The 18,050-nt window shown below is 33.4% G+C and carries 16 protein-coding genes; 10 read left to right on the plus strand and 6 right to left on the minus strand.

Translation table 11 applies throughout. The features are described 5' to 3' along the window. The first annotated feature begins 140 nt into the window (after positions 1-140). Positions 141-839, plus strand: coding sequence for a DUF3592 domain-containing protein (locus AC1Q5Z_RS18330; RefSeq protein WP_492446271.1), 699 nt, complete (start codon positions 141-143; stop codon positions 837-839). A gap of 86 nt (positions 840-925) precedes the next feature. On the opposite strand, the gene AC1Q5Z_RS18335 is transcribed toward AC1Q5Z_RS18330, so the two are convergent. Beyond that, entirely contained in the window at positions 926-1,156 is a 231-nt protein-coding gene (locus AC1Q5Z_RS18335) for a hypothetical protein (RefSeq protein ID WP_492446273.1), read from the minus strand. A 64-nt stretch (positions 1,157-1,220) separates the two neighbouring features. Between AC1Q5Z_RS18335 and AC1Q5Z_RS18340 the strand changes: the two genes are divergently transcribed. Further along, entirely contained in the window at positions 1,221-2,138 is a 918-nt protein-coding gene (locus tag AC1Q5Z_RS18340; protein WP_492446275.1) for a TlpA family protein disulfide reductase, read from the plus strand. Positions 2,139-2,483: 345 nt separating this feature from the next. Next, on the plus strand, positions 2,484-4,103 hold the full coding sequence (locus AC1Q5Z_RS18345; RefSeq protein ID WP_492446277.1) for an ABC-F family ATP-binding cassette domain-containing protein: 1,620 nt from the start codon (positions 2,484-2,486) through the stop codon (positions 4,101-4,103). Positions 4,104-4,276: 173 nt separating this feature from the next. Here the strand turns inward: AC1Q5Z_RS18345 and AC1Q5Z_RS18350 are convergent, their stop codons facing one another. Beyond that, entirely contained in the window at positions 4,277-4,450 is a 174-nt protein-coding gene (locus tag AC1Q5Z_RS18350) for a hypothetical protein (RefSeq protein WP_198856286.1), read from the minus strand. Positions 4,451-4,596: 146 nt separating this feature from the next. Between AC1Q5Z_RS18350 and AC1Q5Z_RS18355 the strand changes: the two genes are divergently transcribed. Next, positions 4,597-5,403 (plus strand): hypothetical protein, encoded by an 807-nt coding sequence (locus AC1Q5Z_RS18355; RefSeq protein ID WP_492446279.1) that lies wholly within the window; start codon positions 4,597-4,599, stop codon positions 5,401-5,403. 157 nt (positions 5,404-5,560) lie between these two features. On the opposite strand, the gene AC1Q5Z_RS18360 is transcribed toward AC1Q5Z_RS18355, so the two are convergent. Continuing rightward, the gene (locus AC1Q5Z_RS18360; protein WP_492446280.1) at positions 5,561-6,346 is read right to left on the minus strand and encodes a hypothetical protein; all 786 of its coding nucleotides are present in this window, start codon (positions 6,344-6,346) and stop codon (positions 5,561-5,563) included. A gap of 213 nt (positions 6,347-6,559) precedes the next feature. Here AC1Q5Z_RS18360 and pyrR point away from each other — a divergent pair, with 213 nt between their 5' ends. From pyrR to AC1Q5Z_RS18390, 6 genes are all read left to right on the plus strand, one after another. Then, positions 6,560-7,099 (plus strand): bifunctional pyr operon transcriptional regulator/uracil phosphoribosyltransferase PyrR, encoded by a 540-nt coding sequence (gene pyrR / locus AC1Q5Z_RS18365; protein ID WP_012026512.1) that lies wholly within the window; start codon positions 6,560-6,562, stop codon positions 7,097-7,099. 100 nt (positions 7,100-7,199) lie between these two features. Then, positions 7,200-8,126, plus strand: a complete 927-nt coding sequence (locus AC1Q5Z_RS18370) for an aspartate carbamoyltransferase catalytic subunit (RefSeq protein ID WP_029273654.1) — start codon at positions 7,200-7,202, stop codon at positions 8,124-8,126. A gap of 202 nt (positions 8,127-8,328) precedes the next feature. Further along, positions 8,329-8,661: a ribonuclease Z gene (locus tag AC1Q5Z_RS18375; protein WP_343584548.1), complete on the plus strand. Its 333-nt coding sequence runs from the start codon at positions 8,329-8,331 to the stop codon at positions 8,659-8,661. A gap of 94 nt (positions 8,662-8,755) precedes the next feature. After that, positions 8,756-9,661, plus strand: coding sequence for a ribonuclease Z (locus tag AC1Q5Z_RS18380; protein WP_492446282.1), 906 nt, complete (start codon positions 8,756-8,758; stop codon positions 9,659-9,661). Positions 9,662-9,892: 231 nt separating this feature from the next. Further along, the gene (pdxH, locus tag AC1Q5Z_RS18385) at positions 9,893-10,537 is read left to right on the plus strand and encodes a pyridoxamine 5'-phosphate oxidase (protein ID WP_488754221.1); all 645 of its coding nucleotides are present in this window, start codon (positions 9,893-9,895) and stop codon (positions 10,535-10,537) included. 174 nt (positions 10,538-10,711) lie between these two features. Next, positions 10,712-11,215, plus strand: coding sequence for a CAP domain-containing protein (locus AC1Q5Z_RS18390; protein WP_198856279.1), 504 nt, complete (start codon positions 10,712-10,714; stop codon positions 11,213-11,215). Between the two features lie 116 nt (positions 11,216-11,331). Here AC1Q5Z_RS18390 and AC1Q5Z_RS18395 read toward each other — a convergent pair whose 3' ends face one another. The 3 genes from AC1Q5Z_RS18395 to AC1Q5Z_RS18405 form a co-directional block, all read right to left on the minus strand. Continuing rightward, complete coding sequence (locus AC1Q5Z_RS18395) at positions 11,332-13,275, minus strand: OmpA family protein (RefSeq protein WP_289058788.1); 1,944 nt, start codon at positions 13,273-13,275, stop codon at positions 11,332-11,334. 12 nt (positions 13,276-13,287) lie between these two features. Next, positions 13,288-14,205: a PorP/SprF family type IX secretion system membrane protein gene (locus AC1Q5Z_RS18400; RefSeq protein ID WP_343584539.1), complete on the minus strand. Its 918-nt coding sequence runs from the start codon at positions 14,203-14,205 to the stop codon at positions 13,288-13,290. A 137-nt stretch (positions 14,206-14,342) separates the two neighbouring features. Further along, on the minus strand, positions 14,343-18,050 hold a 3,708-nt coding region (locus tag AC1Q5Z_RS18405), incomplete at its 5' end, for a T9SS type B sorting domain-containing protein (RefSeq protein WP_492446285.1).

The raw sequence follows: 18,050 nt of genomic DNA on the forward strand, positions 1-18,050 counted from the left end.
CCTGGCAATTTTTGTTGCCAGGTTTTTTTATGTAAAAAAAACAACTTAAAAATGGCTTATTCGAGTAGAAAAAAAACTTATTGAGGTTAATAATTGCATGAAGTGAAATTAATTTCGCACAAATTTTAAAGAGAAGAAGAATGAAAGTTATATCAATCATTAAATATGTTTTTACAGCTATTGGTTTAGCTTTATTGGTTGGAGCGATCTATCTTTATTTTGATAAAAAGGCTTTTTTAGAAAGAGCCGAAACTGCTCAAGGAACCGTTACTGAATTGGTTAGAAGTAGATCAGATAATTCAATAATGTATACCCCTCTTGTGTCTTTTATTACTAGAGAAGGAAGTAAAATAGAAATAACTTCAACAGTAAGCAGTAACCCACCAAGTTATAGTGTAGGCGAAAATGTCGAAGTAATATACGATCCTTCAAAACCAAATAAAGCAGATATTAATAGTTTTGAATCTCTTTGGCTTGGGGTATTGATAATGGGGATTTTAGGAACTGCATTCTTTTTAGTTGGCTTTTTTATTATTTTATATGGAATAAAAAAACAAAACAATAAACTATATCTCCTTGATAATGGAAAACGCATTGTTACAAAATTTACTGAAGTACATATAAATTACAGTTTCGAAATAAACGGAAGATGTCCTTATCAAATATCAAGTCAATGGTTCGATACGCAAACAAGTAAAATGTATGTTTTTGAAAGCGAAAATATTTGGTTTGACCCAACTGAATTTATAAAAACAGATGAAATTATGGTTTTGATTAATCCAAACGATCCGAAAAAGTATCTTATGGATATTTCGTTTTTACCAGTCTTAAACAATTAAATTTTTGAAAATCTCTTTTAATAAATATAAAAAACTGACAGTGCTTACTGCCAGTTTTTTTGTTTAAAGCAATTTCTATTTGTTTTTTAAGACTCCAAATAAGGATCTAAAACTTCTGCGAGTTTGTTAAGCCAATAAAAACTATCATCAATATTCTTTACTCCAAATTTGATGGTTTCGCAATCTTTCATAACACAAAGTGAAAGTGCATTATTTACTTCTCGTATCATTTTTGCCATTTCCTTACAATCAATTTTATCTGTAAAGAAATCATTTAATCTTGTTTCAACTTCGGCTGAGAATTTATCTGGAATCATAATCTTATAATTTGGGTAAATTTAAAGAACAATTATCTTTAGGATGACACAAATTTGTCTCAGAATGAAAAAAAATGAGAATAAATCTGCAAAATCTGCGAGAAACCTTCTGCGAACCTTGCGTAAACCTTCGCTCCCGATAGCTATCGGGATTGCGGTTAAAAAACTTTCACTATTTTTGAAATCAAATACAATTGTTTCAGAATCCATGCAGAAATTCATTAGCTTAATTACACTACTTTTTATTTTTACAATAAGTACAGCTCAAACTAAATTCGGAAATCCAGAAGTTGATCCACTTCAAATTCAAAAAGCATATACAGATTGGTCTGCTTATCAAAGTAAAAACATCATGCTTTCTAGAGATTTTACAGCTTTGGATGTAACATCAAAAGAAATCTCAAAAGAGGCTTTTCTAGATAAATTAGCAAACGAAAACTACATTCCAATTAGATTAAAATCTGAAGCGAATATATATGTCTATAAGCTTTTCAAAATTCAGCCCAAAACCGATACAAGTATAAAAGCGACAATTAACCAGATTGGTTTTGATGCTTTTAAAAACTACAAAATGGAAGGAACCGCTTTTCCGCAATTCTCATTCAAAGATTTAGACGGAAATCTGGTAACCAACGAATCCATGAAAGGAAAAATCATTGTGATTAAATGCTGGTACATTCACTGCACGCCATGCATTAGAGAATTTCCGCAAGTCAATAAATTAGTTGAAGAATACAAAGACCGAAAGGACATAGTTTTTATGAGTTTAGCCGAAGATTCAGCAGAACAATTAAAAACATTTTTAGCCAGAAAACCATTGTCTTATTCCGTTATTCCAGACATGAAAGTCTATATGAATGAATCGTTGCAATTGAATTCATTTCCAACACATTTTATTCTAAACAAAGAAGGAATGATTTCTAAAGTGCTTCCTAATTTTGAGAGTCTTGAAGTGGCTTTGGCGAAAGAAAGTAAGCTTTAGCTAAATTAATCTCGCGAAGTCCCCCTTTTTTTGTCATTTCGACTGAAAGGAGAAATCACACTAGTTAATCGATAAAGTAACCCCATTTTTGTCATTTCGACGAAGGAGAAATCTCCACAAGTAACTCGACAAAGATTGGCGATTATAGAAGTGGAGTTTCTTGCGAAGATTTCTCGTCCCTCGAAATGACAAGATTACGTAGTAATCAATTTGGTAAAAAAAACTCTACGCCTTTGCGCCTCTGCGAGAAACCCACATCAGCATAAAAAACCTTAGGACCTTAGCATCTTTGCAACTTAGAACCTTTTTCACTACTTTTGCACCAAATTAATTAAAAAGACATTCATGTTAACAGTCAATAATTTATCAGTTCAGTTTGGTAAAAGGATTTTATTCGACGAAGTAAATACTACTTTTACTCACGGAAATATTTACGGCGTTATTGGAGCAAATGGTGCAGGAAAATCTACTTTCTTAAAAGTGATTTCGGGCGACATTGATCCAACTTCAGGGCACATTCATTTAGAGCCAGGAAAACGTATGTCGGTTTTAAACCAGAACCACAACATGTTCGACGAGCATACTGTTTTGGAAACCGTTTTAATGGGAAATAAAGTTCTGTACGCTGTTAAAAAAGAAATGGATGAACTTTATTTGGATTATAATGATGCTAATGCAGACAGAATAGGGGAGTTACAAGTTCAGTTTGAAGAAATGAACGGATGGAATGCCGATTCAGATGCTGCAGCGATGTTGTCTAACTTAGGAATCACAGAAGCAGATCATTATACTTTAATGGCTGATATGGAAGGAAAAATGAAAGTTCGTGTGCTTTTGGCGCAAGCACTTTTCGGAAATCCTGACTTGCTTATTATGGATGAGCCTACCAACGATTTGGATTTCGAAACAATCGCTTGGTTAGAAAACTTCTTGGCAAACTATGAAAACACTGTAATTGTTGTATCTCACGACCGTCACTTTTTAGATGCGGTTTGTACACATATTTCTGATATTGATTTCGGAAAAATCAATCACTACTCAGGAAACTATACGTTCTGGTACGAGTCTAGCCAATTAGCGGCAAAACAACGTGCACAGCAAAACAAAAAAGCAGAAGAGAAGAAACAAGAGTTGGAAGAATTTATTCGTCGTTTTAGTGCAAACGTTGCGAAATCGAAACAAGCAACTTCTCGTAAAAAAATGATTTCGAAATTAAATATTTCAGAAATTAAACCATCTAGCCGTCGTTACCCTGCGATTATCTTCGATCAGGATCGTGAAGCAGGAGATCAGATTTTAAATGTAGAAAACTTAGCGGCTTCTGTAGACGGAGAAGTTTTATTCAAAGATATTAATCTGAATATGGCAAAAGGCGATAAAATCGTTCTTTTCTCTAAAGATTCACGTGCAACAACTGCTTTCTACGAAATCTTAAACAACGAACAAAAAGCAGATGCTGGAAGTTTTGACTGGGGAATTACAACAAACCAAGCGTATTTACCAGCTGAAAACCATAAATATTTCGAAAATGATTTAACTTTAGTTGACTGGTTACGTCAGTACGCAAAAACAGAAGAAGAGCGTGATGAGGTATTTATTAGAGGTTTCTTAGGAAAAATGATTTTCTCTGGAGAAGAAGCTCTTAAAACGTCTAGAGTTTTATCTGGAGGAGAAAAAGTACGTTGTATGTTGTCTAGAATGATGATGGAGCGTGCTAACGTTTTAATGCTAGATGAGCCAACAAACCACTTAGATTTGGAGTCTATCACCGCTTTCAATAACTCATTGAAAAACTTTAAAGGTTCTGTAATCTTCACAACGCATGACCACGAGTTCGCGCAAACTGTTGGTAACAGAATCGTAGAATTGACACCAAACGGAGTTATCGACCGTTACATGACATTTGACGAATATCTTGATGATGAAAAAATTCAAGAACAAAGAAAAAAGATGTACAATCTTTAATTTTTGAAATTCCAATAATTTGTAAATCCCAATAATTGAAATTCCAAATTCCAATCTTTGACTTTACAACTTTGTCAAAGTTTTAAACTTTGACAAAGTTTCACATCCATAAAAAAATCCCAAACGCCAAGTTTTAAATTGGAATTTGGGATTTTTTTATTGTTTATTGATAACTATTTGCTTCCGAACATTTTTGCGAAAATCCAGATAATAATCGCAACAATAAAAATTACGATAAAAATCCCGAATCCCATTCCGGCTTTAAAAATGTCTCCAATAACTTCACAGCTTGTAAATGAAAACAGTATTACAAATACCATTAACAATCTTAGTATTTTATTTTGCATGATTCTGATATTTTAAATTGATACTTAAAATTACTTCACGAATCAAGAAAATGTGTTATAGAATTTTTTGGAAATGTTTTAGGATTTGGATTTCAGTGATATCATTTTGAATAAATCTTATATATTTGATATTAAAATACTTTACGATGGATACAGAGATATTAAAGATTTTTTTTGGTACAACTATTATTACAGGAGTTGCAGCGATTTTAGCAATAACTACAAATTTTTTAAATATTAGAGATAGATTTAAAAAATGGAAAGTAGAAAAAAAAGATAAACAAAATAAAAAATTCTCAGGGAATAATCCGAATTTTGATTTCTCACTAAATTACATATCAGACCCTCAACCTAGGAAATGTATTTTGCATATAAGACTTTTAAATGTTTCTAAAGAAGTAAAATTTATAAATTCTTTGAACTATCATTTTGAGGATATTAATAATCCTGAAAAATTTGAACCTGTTCATTTAATTATTAACGCAGAAAAATGGCCAAAGCGTTTGGAACATGGAGAATCTTTTTATGTTTCTTCAGATTTTTCTATGACTTTACCAAACGTGGCTTTCCAATATTGGAAAAAAGGATTTGTTGTATATTGCACTTGTAATAGTTCTGTGGGAGAATCTCTACGTTCGAATTCTGTGGATTTTGATAAGCTTATGGAGTTTATGGAGCCGATTAATGAAAATTATAAAAATCTTGCAGTATTACTTTCCAATAAAACAGGTGGATTATTAAGAGATATTGAAATTTCACTTTGGGAACTTCAAATATTTAAAAGATTAACAGTTCATATTGTGAAGCAGTTACAAATTAATAATATCCCAATTGTTGAACATCTGGTTTTAGTTCATAATTTAACAACACAAAAAGATTTGTGGTATAAAGATTTAGAAGAAAGGAAAATTCGACCAGAAATTATTGAAAATTTTTTAAGATCTTTAATTTAAAATTATATAGTTAGTTGTATTTATATAATTTGACTATTTTTCTTATTATTGTGTTTTAATATAAAAGTTTTAAGAAACTTAATTTAACGATAACGGAGTGGAGTCCAACGAACAAGTAGTTTCATTAGAAACGATGGTTCTGCGGGGGCTCCCGTTGTTATTTGTAATATCTCTTTTTATTTTTTATAAATTTTAAATAATATTTAAAAAGATGTTGTTCAAGAATTTTTTTGCTACGAGGATTTAGTTTGTTTAGATAAATGTTTCTACGTCTAACAGTTTTATATTTTGGATCAAAATGATCAATTAGGGAAGAAATTATAACTCCAAATCTCAATACAGATTGTCTTTGTTCTTTGTCTCTTACATTTAATAATTTTTGTTCAAGTAATAAAATCCATTTCGATAAAGCGCTATTTTCTGTGTCTAATGCTTCTAAAAAATCTTTAAGAGTCATCACTCTAAATTTTTGATCTTTATTTATTATTAGGCATTCGCCAATCACTCGCTGTATTGATCTATCTAAAAGTCTATATTTTCGTGATTCTATTGTTTCAATGAATCTTAATAATTGATGTCCTTTTTTATTTTTGGATAAATCAATATATTGGCTTTCTAATCTTAAATATTCGAGTTGTGCCCAAAATTGTGCAAAGAGATAAAAAACATATTTTTGATTATGAATAGGATCACTGGAGTTTGAGTTTCGTAAATTTATGAAGGTGGAAAAATCTTCTTTCGATAAGGATTCTATTTTTCCATATAACTCACTTGCGGATTTTAGAATAGGATCTAAATTTTTGTAGAATAAATTTTTAGCATCAATTTTTGATTTGAAATATTGTTTTATATCGGGATAAAAGAATTTAAATCCCTCCCATAAAAATGTTCCTGTAATTGCTCCAGTAATGACAGTGATTATTAAATCATATTTTTCTTTCATATTTTCCTTTATCTAAAGATAGGATGCTAAAATATAAATTTTTGCTATTATAAAAACCTAGAGCAATTCACAATTATGAGGAATAAAAATTGTTCTTTTAGTTATTTAAAAACAAAAGGTGTCTAATTTTAATAAAAAATATTTCCAACCCCAACACCCCAACAAATAAAATCAGATTCCGTATATTTGCGCAACCAAACATTACAATCACTTATGAGTCAAAAAGTATTACTTAATTCGAAAGAAGTTACTATCATACTCCATCGTTTGGCTTGTCAGTTAATCGAAAAACATCTTGATTTCTCTAATACAATTTTGGTTGGAATTCAGCCAAGAGGCGTTTTTTTAGCTGAACGTTTAAAACAAATATTAGAAAACGAATACAAGGTTCCTGAAATTTCTTTAGGATACTTGGACATCACTTTTTTTAGAGATGACTTTCGTCGTACTGATAAACCGCTTGAAGCCAATAAAACCCAAATCAATTTTATAGTCGAAGACAAAAAAGTCATTTTTATCGATGACGTTTTGTTTACGGGAAGAAGCATTCGTTCTGCGTTAACTGCCATTCAATCTTTTGGAAGACCTTCAGAAATTGAATTATTGGTTTTAATAGACAGACGTTTTAGCCGACATTTACCAATTCAACCCGATTATAGAGGCCGTCAGGTAGATGCTATTAATGGTGAAAAAGTAATTGTAAGCTGGAAAGAAAATGATGGTGAAGATGTTGTTCACCTAGTGACAAATTAGTTTAATCGGTTAACCGGTTAATTATTTAATCGGAAAACTCAAACGATTAAATAATTTAACAAAGAAATGATTAAACAAACAAAACATATAAACACACACAATGAAAGAATTAAGCGTAAATCATTTATTAGGAATAAAATATATCAACGAAAATGATATTAACCTGATTTTTGAAACGGCAGATCATTTTAAAGAAGTCATTAATAGACCGATTAAAAAAGTTCCTTCATTACGAGATATTACCATTGCCAATATTTTCTTCGAAAACAGTACCAGAACCAAACTTTCGTTTGAATTAGCGCAGAAACGTTTGTCTGCTGATGTGATCAGTTTTTCTGCAGCTCAGTCATCGGTTAAAAAAGGAGAGACCTTGATTGATACTGTAAATAATATCCTTTCGATGAAAGTGGATATGGTTGTAATGCGCCACTCTAATCCCGGAGCGGCTTATTTTTTATCTAAAAATGTAAAAGCAAGTATCGTAAACGCTGGAGACGGAGCACACGAACATCCAACTCAGGCTTTATTGGACAGTTATTCAATTAGAGAAAAACTGGGTGATGTTGCTGGAAAAAAAGTAGTTATTGTAGGTGATATTCTGCATTCGAGAGTTGCCTTATCTAATATATATGCTTTGCAGATGCAAGGCGCAGAAGTTAAAGTTTGCGGACCAAAAACATTGATTCCGAGATACATTGAATCGCTTGGTGTTACAGTTGAACCAAATTTAAGAAAAGCATTAGAATGGTGTGATGTTGCGAATATGCTTCGTGTACAAAACGAGCGTATGGATGTGAATTTCTTCCCATCGACACGTGAATACGCACAACAATACGGAGTAGATAAACCGCTTTTGGATTCGCTAGGAAAAGAAATCGTAATCATGCACCCAGGACCAATCAATAGAGGAGTAGAGATTACTTCTGAAGTAGCCGATTCTGATCATTCGGTTATTTTGAATCAGGTGGAGAATGGTGTTGCGATTAGAATGGCGGTTATTTATTTGTTGGCTTCTAAGATACAGTAGTTTTTCAGTGTTCGGTTTTGAAATAAGTGTCACACTAAGCGAAGTCGAAGTGTTTTTTTAAACTAAACGTGCTTTGCAAACGTGGGCTTCGACTTCGCTCAGCCTGACAAACGTGAAATGTGAAACTTCAAACGTGAAACAGCAAAAAACAAAAAAACTTAGTAAATTAGCATCATAAAATATAAGCCCCTCAAATTATAAAATGAAAGTAGATCAAAAAGGACATACCGTTACGATTAAAGATACTCAAGGAGATGTAAATGCTTTCTTGGAAAAAGTAACGCAGCAATTTAAAACCTTTGAAAAACAAAATATTATAATCGACTTATCAGCAGATTCTAATATTTCAGAAAATGATTTAAAAGCTTTCTTACCACTTTCTAAAGTTCAGAAAAAAGCAAAAAAATCGTTTGTAATTGTAGCAACCGATCTTGATTTTAACGCTATTTCAGATAAATTGGCTGTAGTTCCTTCTCTTTTAGAAGCTCACGACATTATCGAAATGGAAGAAATCGAACGTGATTTAGGATTTTAATATTGGTTTAATTGTTTATTCGTTTAACCGTTTAATCGATTTGATTAATTTTAACCGATTAAACGATTTACCAAATAAACGAATAAACAATAAATTGAAACTAACTATACTTGGCTGTTATGCCGCAACTCCCAGAACACTTACTAATCCGACTTCGCAGGTTTTGGAGATTAAAAACAGATTGTTTTTAATTGACTGTGGTGAAGGAACTCAGGTGCAACTTCGTAAAAACAAGATTAAATTCTCTAAGATTAACCACATTTTTATCTCGCATCTTCATGGAGATCATTTATTTGGATTAATTGGAACTATTTCGACTTTTTCGCTTTTAGGAAGAACTACAGATTTACATATTTATGGTCCGAAAGGAATTAAAGAATTAATCCTGATTCAGTTAAAACTGACAGAATCTTGGACAACATATTCTTTGTTTTTTCACGAATTAGAGTCGAAAGAAAGTGAAGTTATTTTTGAAGATAAGAAGGTAATTGTAAAAACAATTCCGCTAAAGCATCGTGTTTATACAAATGGATATCTTTTTCAGGAAAAACCAGATGAAAGAAAACTAGATGTTGAAGCAGTTCAGCGTTATGATATTCATGTTGCTTATTATCAGAAAATAAAAAATGGAGGAGATATTACGCTTGATGACGGAACAGTAATTGAAAATGAAAAACTTACTTTTGATCCGCTGCCAGCAAAAAGTTATGCTTTCTGTTCTGATACAGTTTACAATGAAGAGATAATTCCGATTGTACAGAATACAGACATTTTATATCACGAATCTACGTTTTTAGAATCGGAAGCAAGATTGGCCGAAAAAACACTGCATTCGACAGCAAAAGAAGCAGCAAATATTGCTTTAAAGGCCAATGTGAAACAGCTTATTTTAGGTCATTATTCAACGCGTTATGATGGTCTAGAGCCATTTAAAAAAGAAGCAGAAGAGGTTTTTCCAAATGTGCTTTTGGCAGATGATGGAGTTAGTTTTGAGTTTTAATTTAAGGTTCTGAGATGCTGAGGTTCTAAGGTACTAAGTTTTGTTGTAGTTATTTCAAGTTTAAGTTGACGGAATCTAAATATATGATTGTCACACTGAGCGAAGTCGAAGTGCTTTTTTTGAGTAGAACTTGCTTTGTAGTTGTGGGCTTCGACTTCGCTCAGCCTAACAAACTTGAAACCTGAGACAAAAAGTCTAAAATCTAAAGTCAATAATCTAAAATAACAAATCATGAACGATTTAAGTAATTATAGAAAATCTTACGAGAAGAGTGAATTATTAGAAACTAATATTCCAGAAGATCCAATTAATCTTTTTAACCGATGGTTTCATGAGGTGGAAGATTTTGGTGGAAGCGGAGAGGTGAATGCCATGACAGTTTCGACAATTGGATTGGATGGTTTTCCGAAATCGCGTGTGGTTTTATTGAAGAAATTTTCTGAGGAAGGTTTTATATTTTATACCAATTACAATTCGGAAAAAGGGAAAGCAATAGAAGCTAATCCAAATGTTTGTTTGTCTTTTTTTTGGCAGGAAGCAGAACGTCAGGTAATTATTAAAGGAATTGCTCAGAAAACATCTGAAATTGTTTCGGACAATTATTTTGATTCACGTCCTGACGGAAGTAAGCTAGGCGCTATAGTTTCGCACCAAAGTGAAGTTATTCCGTCGAGAACTTTTTTAGAAGAAAACTTAAAAAAAATAGAAACTGAATTTGAAGGTAAAACTATCCCTAGACCTGAAAATTGGGGAGGTTATATTGTAACTCCACTTCAAGTTGAATTCTGGCAAGGAAGACCTAATAGGCTTCACGATAGAATTAGATATACAAGTCAGTCTGATTTTTCGTGGAAAATTGAGCGACTATCTTCTTAGTTGTAAGAAAATACTTTTTTAAATAAAAATTATATGCATTTCATCGATTAATTTTGTAGTTTAACGGTAATTTGAATACGTTTGGTATAGAAAAAGCAAACGATATTTTATTCAAAGATAAATTTAAAGGATTTGCCCCAACATTTACTTTAAACCGCTAAAATGCTGATGATTATGAAAAAGATTATGCGCACCATGTTGTTCATTGCGATTTTGTTCGCAATGAACGCATGTTCTGCTGATAACGCCGAAGCAAGCTTGGATACCACTCCAACAGAAGCTCTTGTTGTAAACTACACTTATAACGATACCGAAATAGAAACTATGAAGCTAATAAACGAATACCGTGTGAGTGTTGGTTTAAATGCTTTAGAGAGAATTAATCATATATCTTTTAAATGTGAAGAGCATAATAAGTATATGATTGAAAACAATGTTGTAGATCATAATGATTTTGTTGCTAGATCTAGTAATATGACTAGTATACTAGGAGCTAAAAAAGTAGGAGAGAATGTAGCCTACAATTATAAAACTGCAGAAGCGGCTGTACGAGCTTGGCTTGACAGTCCTGGACACAAAGAAAATATAGTAGGCGATTATACCCATTTTGGATTATCTGTAACAACAGATCCTGCTACGGGAAAAAAATATTACACTAACATATTTGTTAAGATTTAAAAGTTTATTGAACAGGTTGGTTTTTTAGAGGTCGTTGTAATTCATAGAATTGCAACGACTTTTTAAATAAAAAAAGCTGCCATATCGGCAGCTTTTTTGTTGATCTATTTTTAATATTACAAGGCTGTAATAATGAATTCGCTTCGTCTGTTTGCTTGATGTTCTGCTTCTGTACATGGAACTCCGTCTGAACATTTATTTACAAGTTGATTTTCTCCGTATCCTTTTCCAGTCAATCGGTTAGGAGCAATTCCGTTTTTAACTAACCATTGAATAGTCGATTTCGCTCTGCGGTCAGATAAAGCTTCGTTATACTGATGTGAAGCTCTACTGTCTGTATGCGAACGAATATCTAGTTTCATTGTTGGATAATCATTCAGAACAACCAATATTTTTTCTAGATCTAAGGCAGCTTCGGTTCTAATATTAGATTTATCCAAGTCGAAATAAATCATCTTGATGCCAAAGCATTTTCCTAAATCGTCGCCTACAGTAACCTTACAAGTTGATTTTTCCAATGCAATCGGTAGACTAGTTTTTCCGCTTGTTTTATCTATAGTAACAGGTAGCTCTTTTGTGGCATATTCTGGTTTTTCGGCTCTTACATAATAGGTTTTCCCGCATTCTACAGAAAAACTGTATTTACCAGATGCGTCTGCAACACCAGAATTTTTGAGATTCATTTGGTCATCATATAAAGTAAGCTTGGCTCCAGGAAGAGCAATTCCTGTTTCAGCATCGGTTACTGTTCCATACAATTCCTGAATACATCTTAATCTTCTTGTTTCTAGAAATCCGTAAATATCATCAGACCCTTGTCCTCCGTCTTTATTAGAGGAGAAAAAACCTCTTCTTGTTTCGGGATCAATAATATACGCAAAGTCATCTTTTGGAGAATTGACATCAGCTCCAACGTTCTGTATATTACTTATTTTTCCGTTATTGTCAATATTGGCAACAAATACATCTAAACCTCCAAGTCCTGGATGCCCGTCTGAAGCAAAGTAAATTTCATTTTCAGAAGTTAGATACGGAAAAGTTTCTTTTCCTTCTGTATTAATTGTATTTCCGAGATTTTCTGGTGTACCATAACCTCCATTTGGATTTATGCTGACTTTATACAAATCTGACTGTCCAATTGATCCTGGCATATCAGAAGCAAAATACAGTGTTTTTTCGTCTGGACTCAAAGCAGGATGAGCTGTACTGTAATTATCACTATTAAAAGGAAGTTCCGCAATGTTAGTCCATTTATTATCTGGTCCAAGTTCTGCTTTGTAAAGTTTGATTAAAGTGATCTTGTTTTCATCCTTTCCTTTCTTTCCGTTGATATAATTATTTCTGGTAAAATAAACCGTCTTGCCATCTTTAGTAAAAACTGGTGAAGCCTCATGAAATTTAGTATTAATAGCCGATTTAAATTTATTGACTTTTGATGTGCTTCCTGTAGAAGGATCTAGATCGGCATCATAAATATTAGTAAAATATTCCCCTGTCCATTTGTGTTTGCGCTGTGTGAAATTCCCTGTATCTCTTGCAGAAGCAAAATAAATTTTGTTGTTGTAGACAAATGATCCATAATCGGAGTACTTGCTATTGATGCCTGCATTTTCTATTTGGTACCTCCCAGAGTTTGCTTTAATCTGATCCAAATAGTTTATGTCTTCTTTATAAAGCTTTCCTCTGCTGTCATTTTTTGATTTAGCATTAAACTCATCCAGAAGTTTATTTGCTTTAGCCATATCTCCACTTGATTTTAGAGACTGTGCGTATCTAAAATAGTATTCTGGCTCAACATCTGTATTCATTGCAAATAATTCGCCATACCATTTTGCGGCATTCTGAAAATCTGAATTAAAATAATAGGCGTTACCTAGTTTTTTAAACATATCTTCAGACTTATAGCCTTTATTAGCAACTTTTTCATAAGTTTTAATGGCATCAACATAGGCGTAACTGTCATATTTCTTGTCTCCAGAATTAACTTTAGCCTGTTGCGCATAAGTGCTAAATGAAAAAGCGCCTATAATTGTAACGAAAAGTATTGTATAGTTTTTCATGATACCTTATTTTTAGAAGAAACGAGGAGTTGTCATTTTGCCTTTGTTTGAGAAGAATTCATAACGCAGGAAGATTTCGTGCGAACCTGAATTGTAATTATTCAATTTGGTAGTTTCTCGATCATATCCGTAACCTAAATAAAGTCCGTCTGTAATTTGAAATCCAACCATAGCACTTAAAGAAGCGCTCCATCTATAAGCTGCACCAATCATAAATTTATCGTAGAACATAAAGTTGGCAGAGACATCTACTTGAAGAGGTGCTCCTTCGACCATTTTAGTCAAAAGTGCAGGTTTAAATTTTATGTATTGATATTTATCAAGATTGAATACATAACCTCCAATTAAATAATAATTGATTTTGTCTTTATAAATTGCTACATCGTTATCATTGTAACGATTAGTTTCAATAAAGTTTGGAACAGACAAACCAATGTATGCTTTATCAGAGTGCCAATAAACTCCAGCTCCAACATTAGGACTGAATTTATTATTTAAATCCTGAAATTGAGGATCTCCTTGATCTGCAGGATTTAATTTGTTTACATCTAAGTTGAAGATATTTGCGGTTCCTTTAATACCAAATGAAAGTTTAAAATCTGCAGATGTTTGAATTGTATAAGATAGGTCGACAGAAATGTTGTTCTCATTTGTTGGACCAATTTTGTCATTAACCAACGATGCTCCTATACCTAATTTGCTATTATTTATTGGTGTATTAATTGAGAAACTGCTTGTCTCTGGCGCTCCATCAAGACCAACCCATTGGGTACGGTATAAGCCGAATACACTAAATACTCCACGAGAACCTGCATATGCAGGATTTATGGTTATTGTATTGTACATATACTGTGTATACTGCGCATCTTGCTGTGCATACCCTGAACATGTAACTAACAGAATGACGAAGAAAAATAATTTTGTTCTCATAGTAGATTTTATTAATTTAATAATTACTATTGATTTTTTAAATCACTGAAAATCAATGTCATACAAATCAAAATTAGTCAAAAAAATCAATTTTTTTAAATACGCTGCAAATAATCTTTGCAGCGTATTTTTAATTGTTATTTTGATAGATATAAATACCCGTCTAATTTGTGATCTTGAGCATTGTTGTTTCCATCTAGAGATTTATAATTAATAATGTAAAAATAAGTTCCAGTTGGTAGTCCATCAGATTGCTTAACGGTTGTTCTTCCTCTTGAAGTTCCGTCGAAAGCATTTGTTGTATTATTGTAGTTTGTGGTTTCAAAAACTAAAACTCCCCAGCGATTATATATTTCAACAGAATTGGTTGGATAACAAGTTGTGTCATCAATATTATCAATTTTGAAGAAATCGTTTATGTTGTCACCGTTTGGAGAAAATGCATTATGTACTAACACATCACCACAAGCTAAGACTTTACAATCATCATTGATTTCCATATTTAAAACTATGTTTCTTGGACATCTTTCATCGGCTATTATGTATTCGAAAGTGTAATTGCCCAATGCTAAACCAAACGGATTAAGAATACCACCCTGAAGAGCATTGGTATTGTTTCTATCTTGCCAAACTCCTGTTGAAGGCGTTCCTTCAGGAAGTAAGGTGCTTAGGTTAATCAATGTCGAATCATCGTTACATGCCGTGCCTCTTACCTCTACAACACCACTTGGAATTACTATAATGGTAACAGTTGCAGAATCACAATTATCTGGACTTGATTTGTCACAAATTGTGTAACCGTAAGTATAAGTGCCAGCAGGCGTTAAGCTAGACACATTTACATTTCCAGAAGCATCAACAGTAATGTTTGGATCTGTTTTAGTGTTATTTCCTTCGGTAAGAAGCGTAAAGTTTACTAATTCTATCGTTACAGGTGTTCTTCCTTTTAAATCATTGCTGAAAATATTACCTACTAGTCCGAATGAATTACAACCGATATTACTATAAGTATCATCATTCGCAACTATAGGAGAGATCACAATAACAGTCACAATAGCTGTATCACAGTTTCCAAAATCGGCCTTTTCGCAGATCTGATACGTTAATGTATAAGTGCCACCAGGTGTATTTGCTGCAACATTTATAGTTCCGTCAGGGCCTACTGATATTGAACCTGTTGGGTCGGGAACGGTTGTTGTAAGTGTTACATCATTTATATTTACCGCAGAACCATTTAGTGTATCGTTGGTTAAAACGTTACCCACAGTAGTTTGTGTTGGGCTTGATATTATTGGTGCAGGATTATCATCATTGGCAACAATTGCAAATGTTGGTCTTGCAGTACAATAAGGATCTGCCGGTGGATAATTAACTGTTATAGTCTCACTCGGATTTACAGATAGCGTTACATTAGCGGTTGGACGTAATTTCTCAAATCCATCAGCGGCTTCAATCCATTTGTTGTTTTCAAAAACCCAACCTGGCCAATCAATTCCTTTTCCTTGATCATCTACTACCGCTCCAGGCCATAATACGCGACCACTTAATGGCAGATTGTTCATTGTTGTTACAACATTATTGTTGCTATCTGCCCAAGCAATAGTTACACCATTTACAGGAGTGAAGTTTACTGGTGTTACTACATAATCAATGTAAGGAACATCATTAACACAAATTGAGGTTGCAGTAACTGTCATTACAGGAGCTTCAATTGTAACGGTTACAGTTGCTGTGTCGCAATTGTCTGTCTGATCAGCTTCGCAGATTTGATATACCATTGTTAATGTTCCTGCTGGAGCATTTGGCAATACATCTACTGAACCATCAGGGTTTAGTTGTAAAAACTCATTTGGTGTAACCGTTGTAATTATAACATCAGATGCTGTTATAGTATTTCCTTCTAATGTATCATTTGGTAATACATTCAATACATTGGTTGTTGTATGATTTACACCAGGGATTGGACCAGCAGAGTCATCATTTGCAACAATATCTTTGTATTCTTTACAGCTAATTCCGAAATCATTGTCTAAATGAACTAAATCTTCTGGAGTAATGGTTACAATGTATCCGCTGTCTGTTGTGGTTTTACAAACGGTATGCAATTGCATTTTGCCTGTTTTACCAGCAATATTTTTAGCAGATATAGACGGAAGTACTTTTACTAAACCAGTTAATCCTAAGTTTGCTGCCATAGTATCGAAATTCGCATCTCTAACCAATTTTATAGTATATTCTCCATAAGGATTTGCTATATCTGGACGGTTTCTCCAGAATCCTTCAATTCCCACAATTACTTCATCATGGTATCCGTTTGGACCATCAATAATTATATTTGCGTTCAATGCATTTCCGAAACCTCCAGCATTTAATTCTCCAACATTTTGAGGTCCGGTATAGCTTCCGTCTCCGTTAAGATCTATCCATTCCCATTGGCTATAATCAATGTTTCCATTTGAGTCTGGTATATTTTTAGTTACAATTCCATCATTGTTCGCATCATACCATTCATCCTGAATTCCGTTACTATTAGTGTCAAACCAAACGTAATCTCCAAGAACAGGAAGTTTTGAAGCTCCATATTCAAAATTATGGGTTTGTATTTTACAATCTTCTAGAGTAGTAAAGAATAAGCTAGAGTTAACAGGGTATAATTGATATGCACTATTCAAATTAGCGTCTTGCACTTGAACTAAGTAGCTTCCAGCAGGCATTCCAGAGAAACTATACATTCCGTCTGCGCCTGTAATGTGCATTTGTATTGGTCCTGTAGTAGTTCCTTGAGGAACTAAAGTAACAGGTACATTTGCGATTGGAGCGTTGGTATCTATATTGATAATCTGTCCAGAAATTTTTACAGTATATTCGGGTTGTGTAATCACAACGGTAGCTGTAGCAGAACAAGTCTGATTTTCACCGTTTATAGGTGCAGTTGCAGTAAGAGTATAAGTTCCTGCTGGTAAATTAGTATTGCCAACAACCTCATTTCTTTCATTTGTAATTACTACAGTTGAGCCTGCGCTGTTTGATACTGTAATTGAACCATCTGAACCGCCAAAACAGCTGGTGTTTGTTGCAATTCCGCTAACTGTAACTTTACGTTCAACTGTGAAAGTTTGGACCAATTCGGTTTTATTTCCTGCACAGTCGGTTAAAGTGTAAGTTCTTGTTAAGATATATGGTTCTCCATCACATCCATTTCCGCCATTGTTTGTATCGGTAACAGTGATATTTACAGTAGGGCTGCAATTATCGGCAGCATCTTTAATATCTGATGGATTTCCTACAGGTATTACATCTATACTAGCTAAGTTGGTTACACTTTCTGGAGCTGTTCCAGTTGGAGCAGTTTTATCTCGTACTGTGATAACTTGAACATGAGTAGTCGTATTGCCACCACAATCACTAATTTTCCAAGTACGAGTCAAGGTATAATTAGAAGGACATTCATTTTCAATACCTGATTTCGTTTCTGTATAAACTATTGGTAAATCTCCATTACAATTATCAGAAGTATGCATTTCTGCTGGTTCAGGAACTGCATCACATGATACTTCAATATCTAAAGGAAGAGTGCCAGTAAATAGTGGAGCAGTAGTGTCCTGAATTGTAATTATCTGAGTAAAAGTTTCTGATGTATTTCCGCAGTCATCTTTTACAGTCCAAGTATTGGTATATGTTCCAGCATTTGAACAGTTTTCAGAAGCCACAAACTGTCCGCTTGCTTTGGTGATGTTTGTGACATCAGTATCGCATGAGTCAGAAGCGGTTGGGAATTTTGCCTGAGCGGCAGCAAGCCCTTCTGCATCGCTGCATTCTAAAGTTGCATTTAAAGACCCAGCGGC

Source organism: Flavobacterium sp. GW823-FHT06G12 (assembly GCF_058794775.1).

Excerpts from the sequence above, each read along its gene's own strand:
- AC1Q5Z_RS18330 (WP_492446271.1), top strand. The coding sequence starts at position 141 with ATGAAAGTTATATCAATCATTAAATATGTTTTTACAGCTATTGGTTTA.
- AC1Q5Z_RS18335 (WP_492446273.1), bottom strand. The coding sequence starts at position 1,156 with ATGATTCCAGATAAATTCTCAGCCGAAGTTGAAACAAGATTAAATGAT.
- AC1Q5Z_RS18340 (WP_492446275.1), top strand. The coding sequence starts at position 1,221 with ATGAAAAAAAATGAGAATAAATCTGCAAAATCTGCGAGAAACCTTCTG.
- AC1Q5Z_RS18345 (WP_492446277.1), top strand. The coding sequence starts at position 2,484 with ATGTTAACAGTCAATAATTTATCAGTTCAGTTTGGTAAAAGGATTTTA.
- AC1Q5Z_RS18350 (WP_198856286.1), bottom strand. The coding sequence starts at position 4,450 with ATGCAAAATAAAATACTAAGATTGTTAATGGTATTTGTAATACTGTTT.
- AC1Q5Z_RS18355 (WP_492446279.1), top strand. The coding sequence starts at position 4,597 with ATGGATACAGAGATATTAAAGATTTTTTTTGGTACAACTATTATTACA.
- AC1Q5Z_RS18360 (WP_492446280.1), bottom strand. The coding sequence starts at position 6,346 with ATGAAAGAAAAATATGATTTAATAATCACTGTCATTACTGGAGCAATT.
- pyrR (WP_012026512.1), top strand. The coding sequence starts at position 6,560 with ATGAGTCAAAAAGTATTACTTAATTCGAAAGAAGTTACTATCATACTC.
- AC1Q5Z_RS18370 (WP_029273654.1), top strand. The coding sequence starts at position 7,200 with ATGAAAGAATTAAGCGTAAATCATTTATTAGGAATAAAATATATCAAC.
- AC1Q5Z_RS18375 (WP_343584548.1), top strand. The coding sequence starts at position 8,329 with ATGAAAGTAGATCAAAAAGGACATACCGTTACGATTAAAGATACTCAA.
- pdxH (WP_488754221.1), top strand. The coding sequence starts at position 9,893 with ATGAACGATTTAAGTAATTATAGAAAATCTTACGAGAAGAGTGAATTA.
- AC1Q5Z_RS18390 (WP_198856279.1), top strand. The coding sequence starts at position 10,712 with ATGAAAAAGATTATGCGCACCATGTTGTTCATTGCGATTTTGTTCGCA.
- AC1Q5Z_RS18395 (WP_289058788.1), bottom strand. The coding sequence starts at position 13,275 with ATGAAAAACTATACAATACTTTTCGTTACAATTATAGGCGCTTTTTCA.
- AC1Q5Z_RS18400 (WP_343584539.1), bottom strand. The coding sequence starts at position 14,205 with ATGAGAACAAAATTATTTTTCTTCGTCATTCTGTTAGTTACATGTTCA.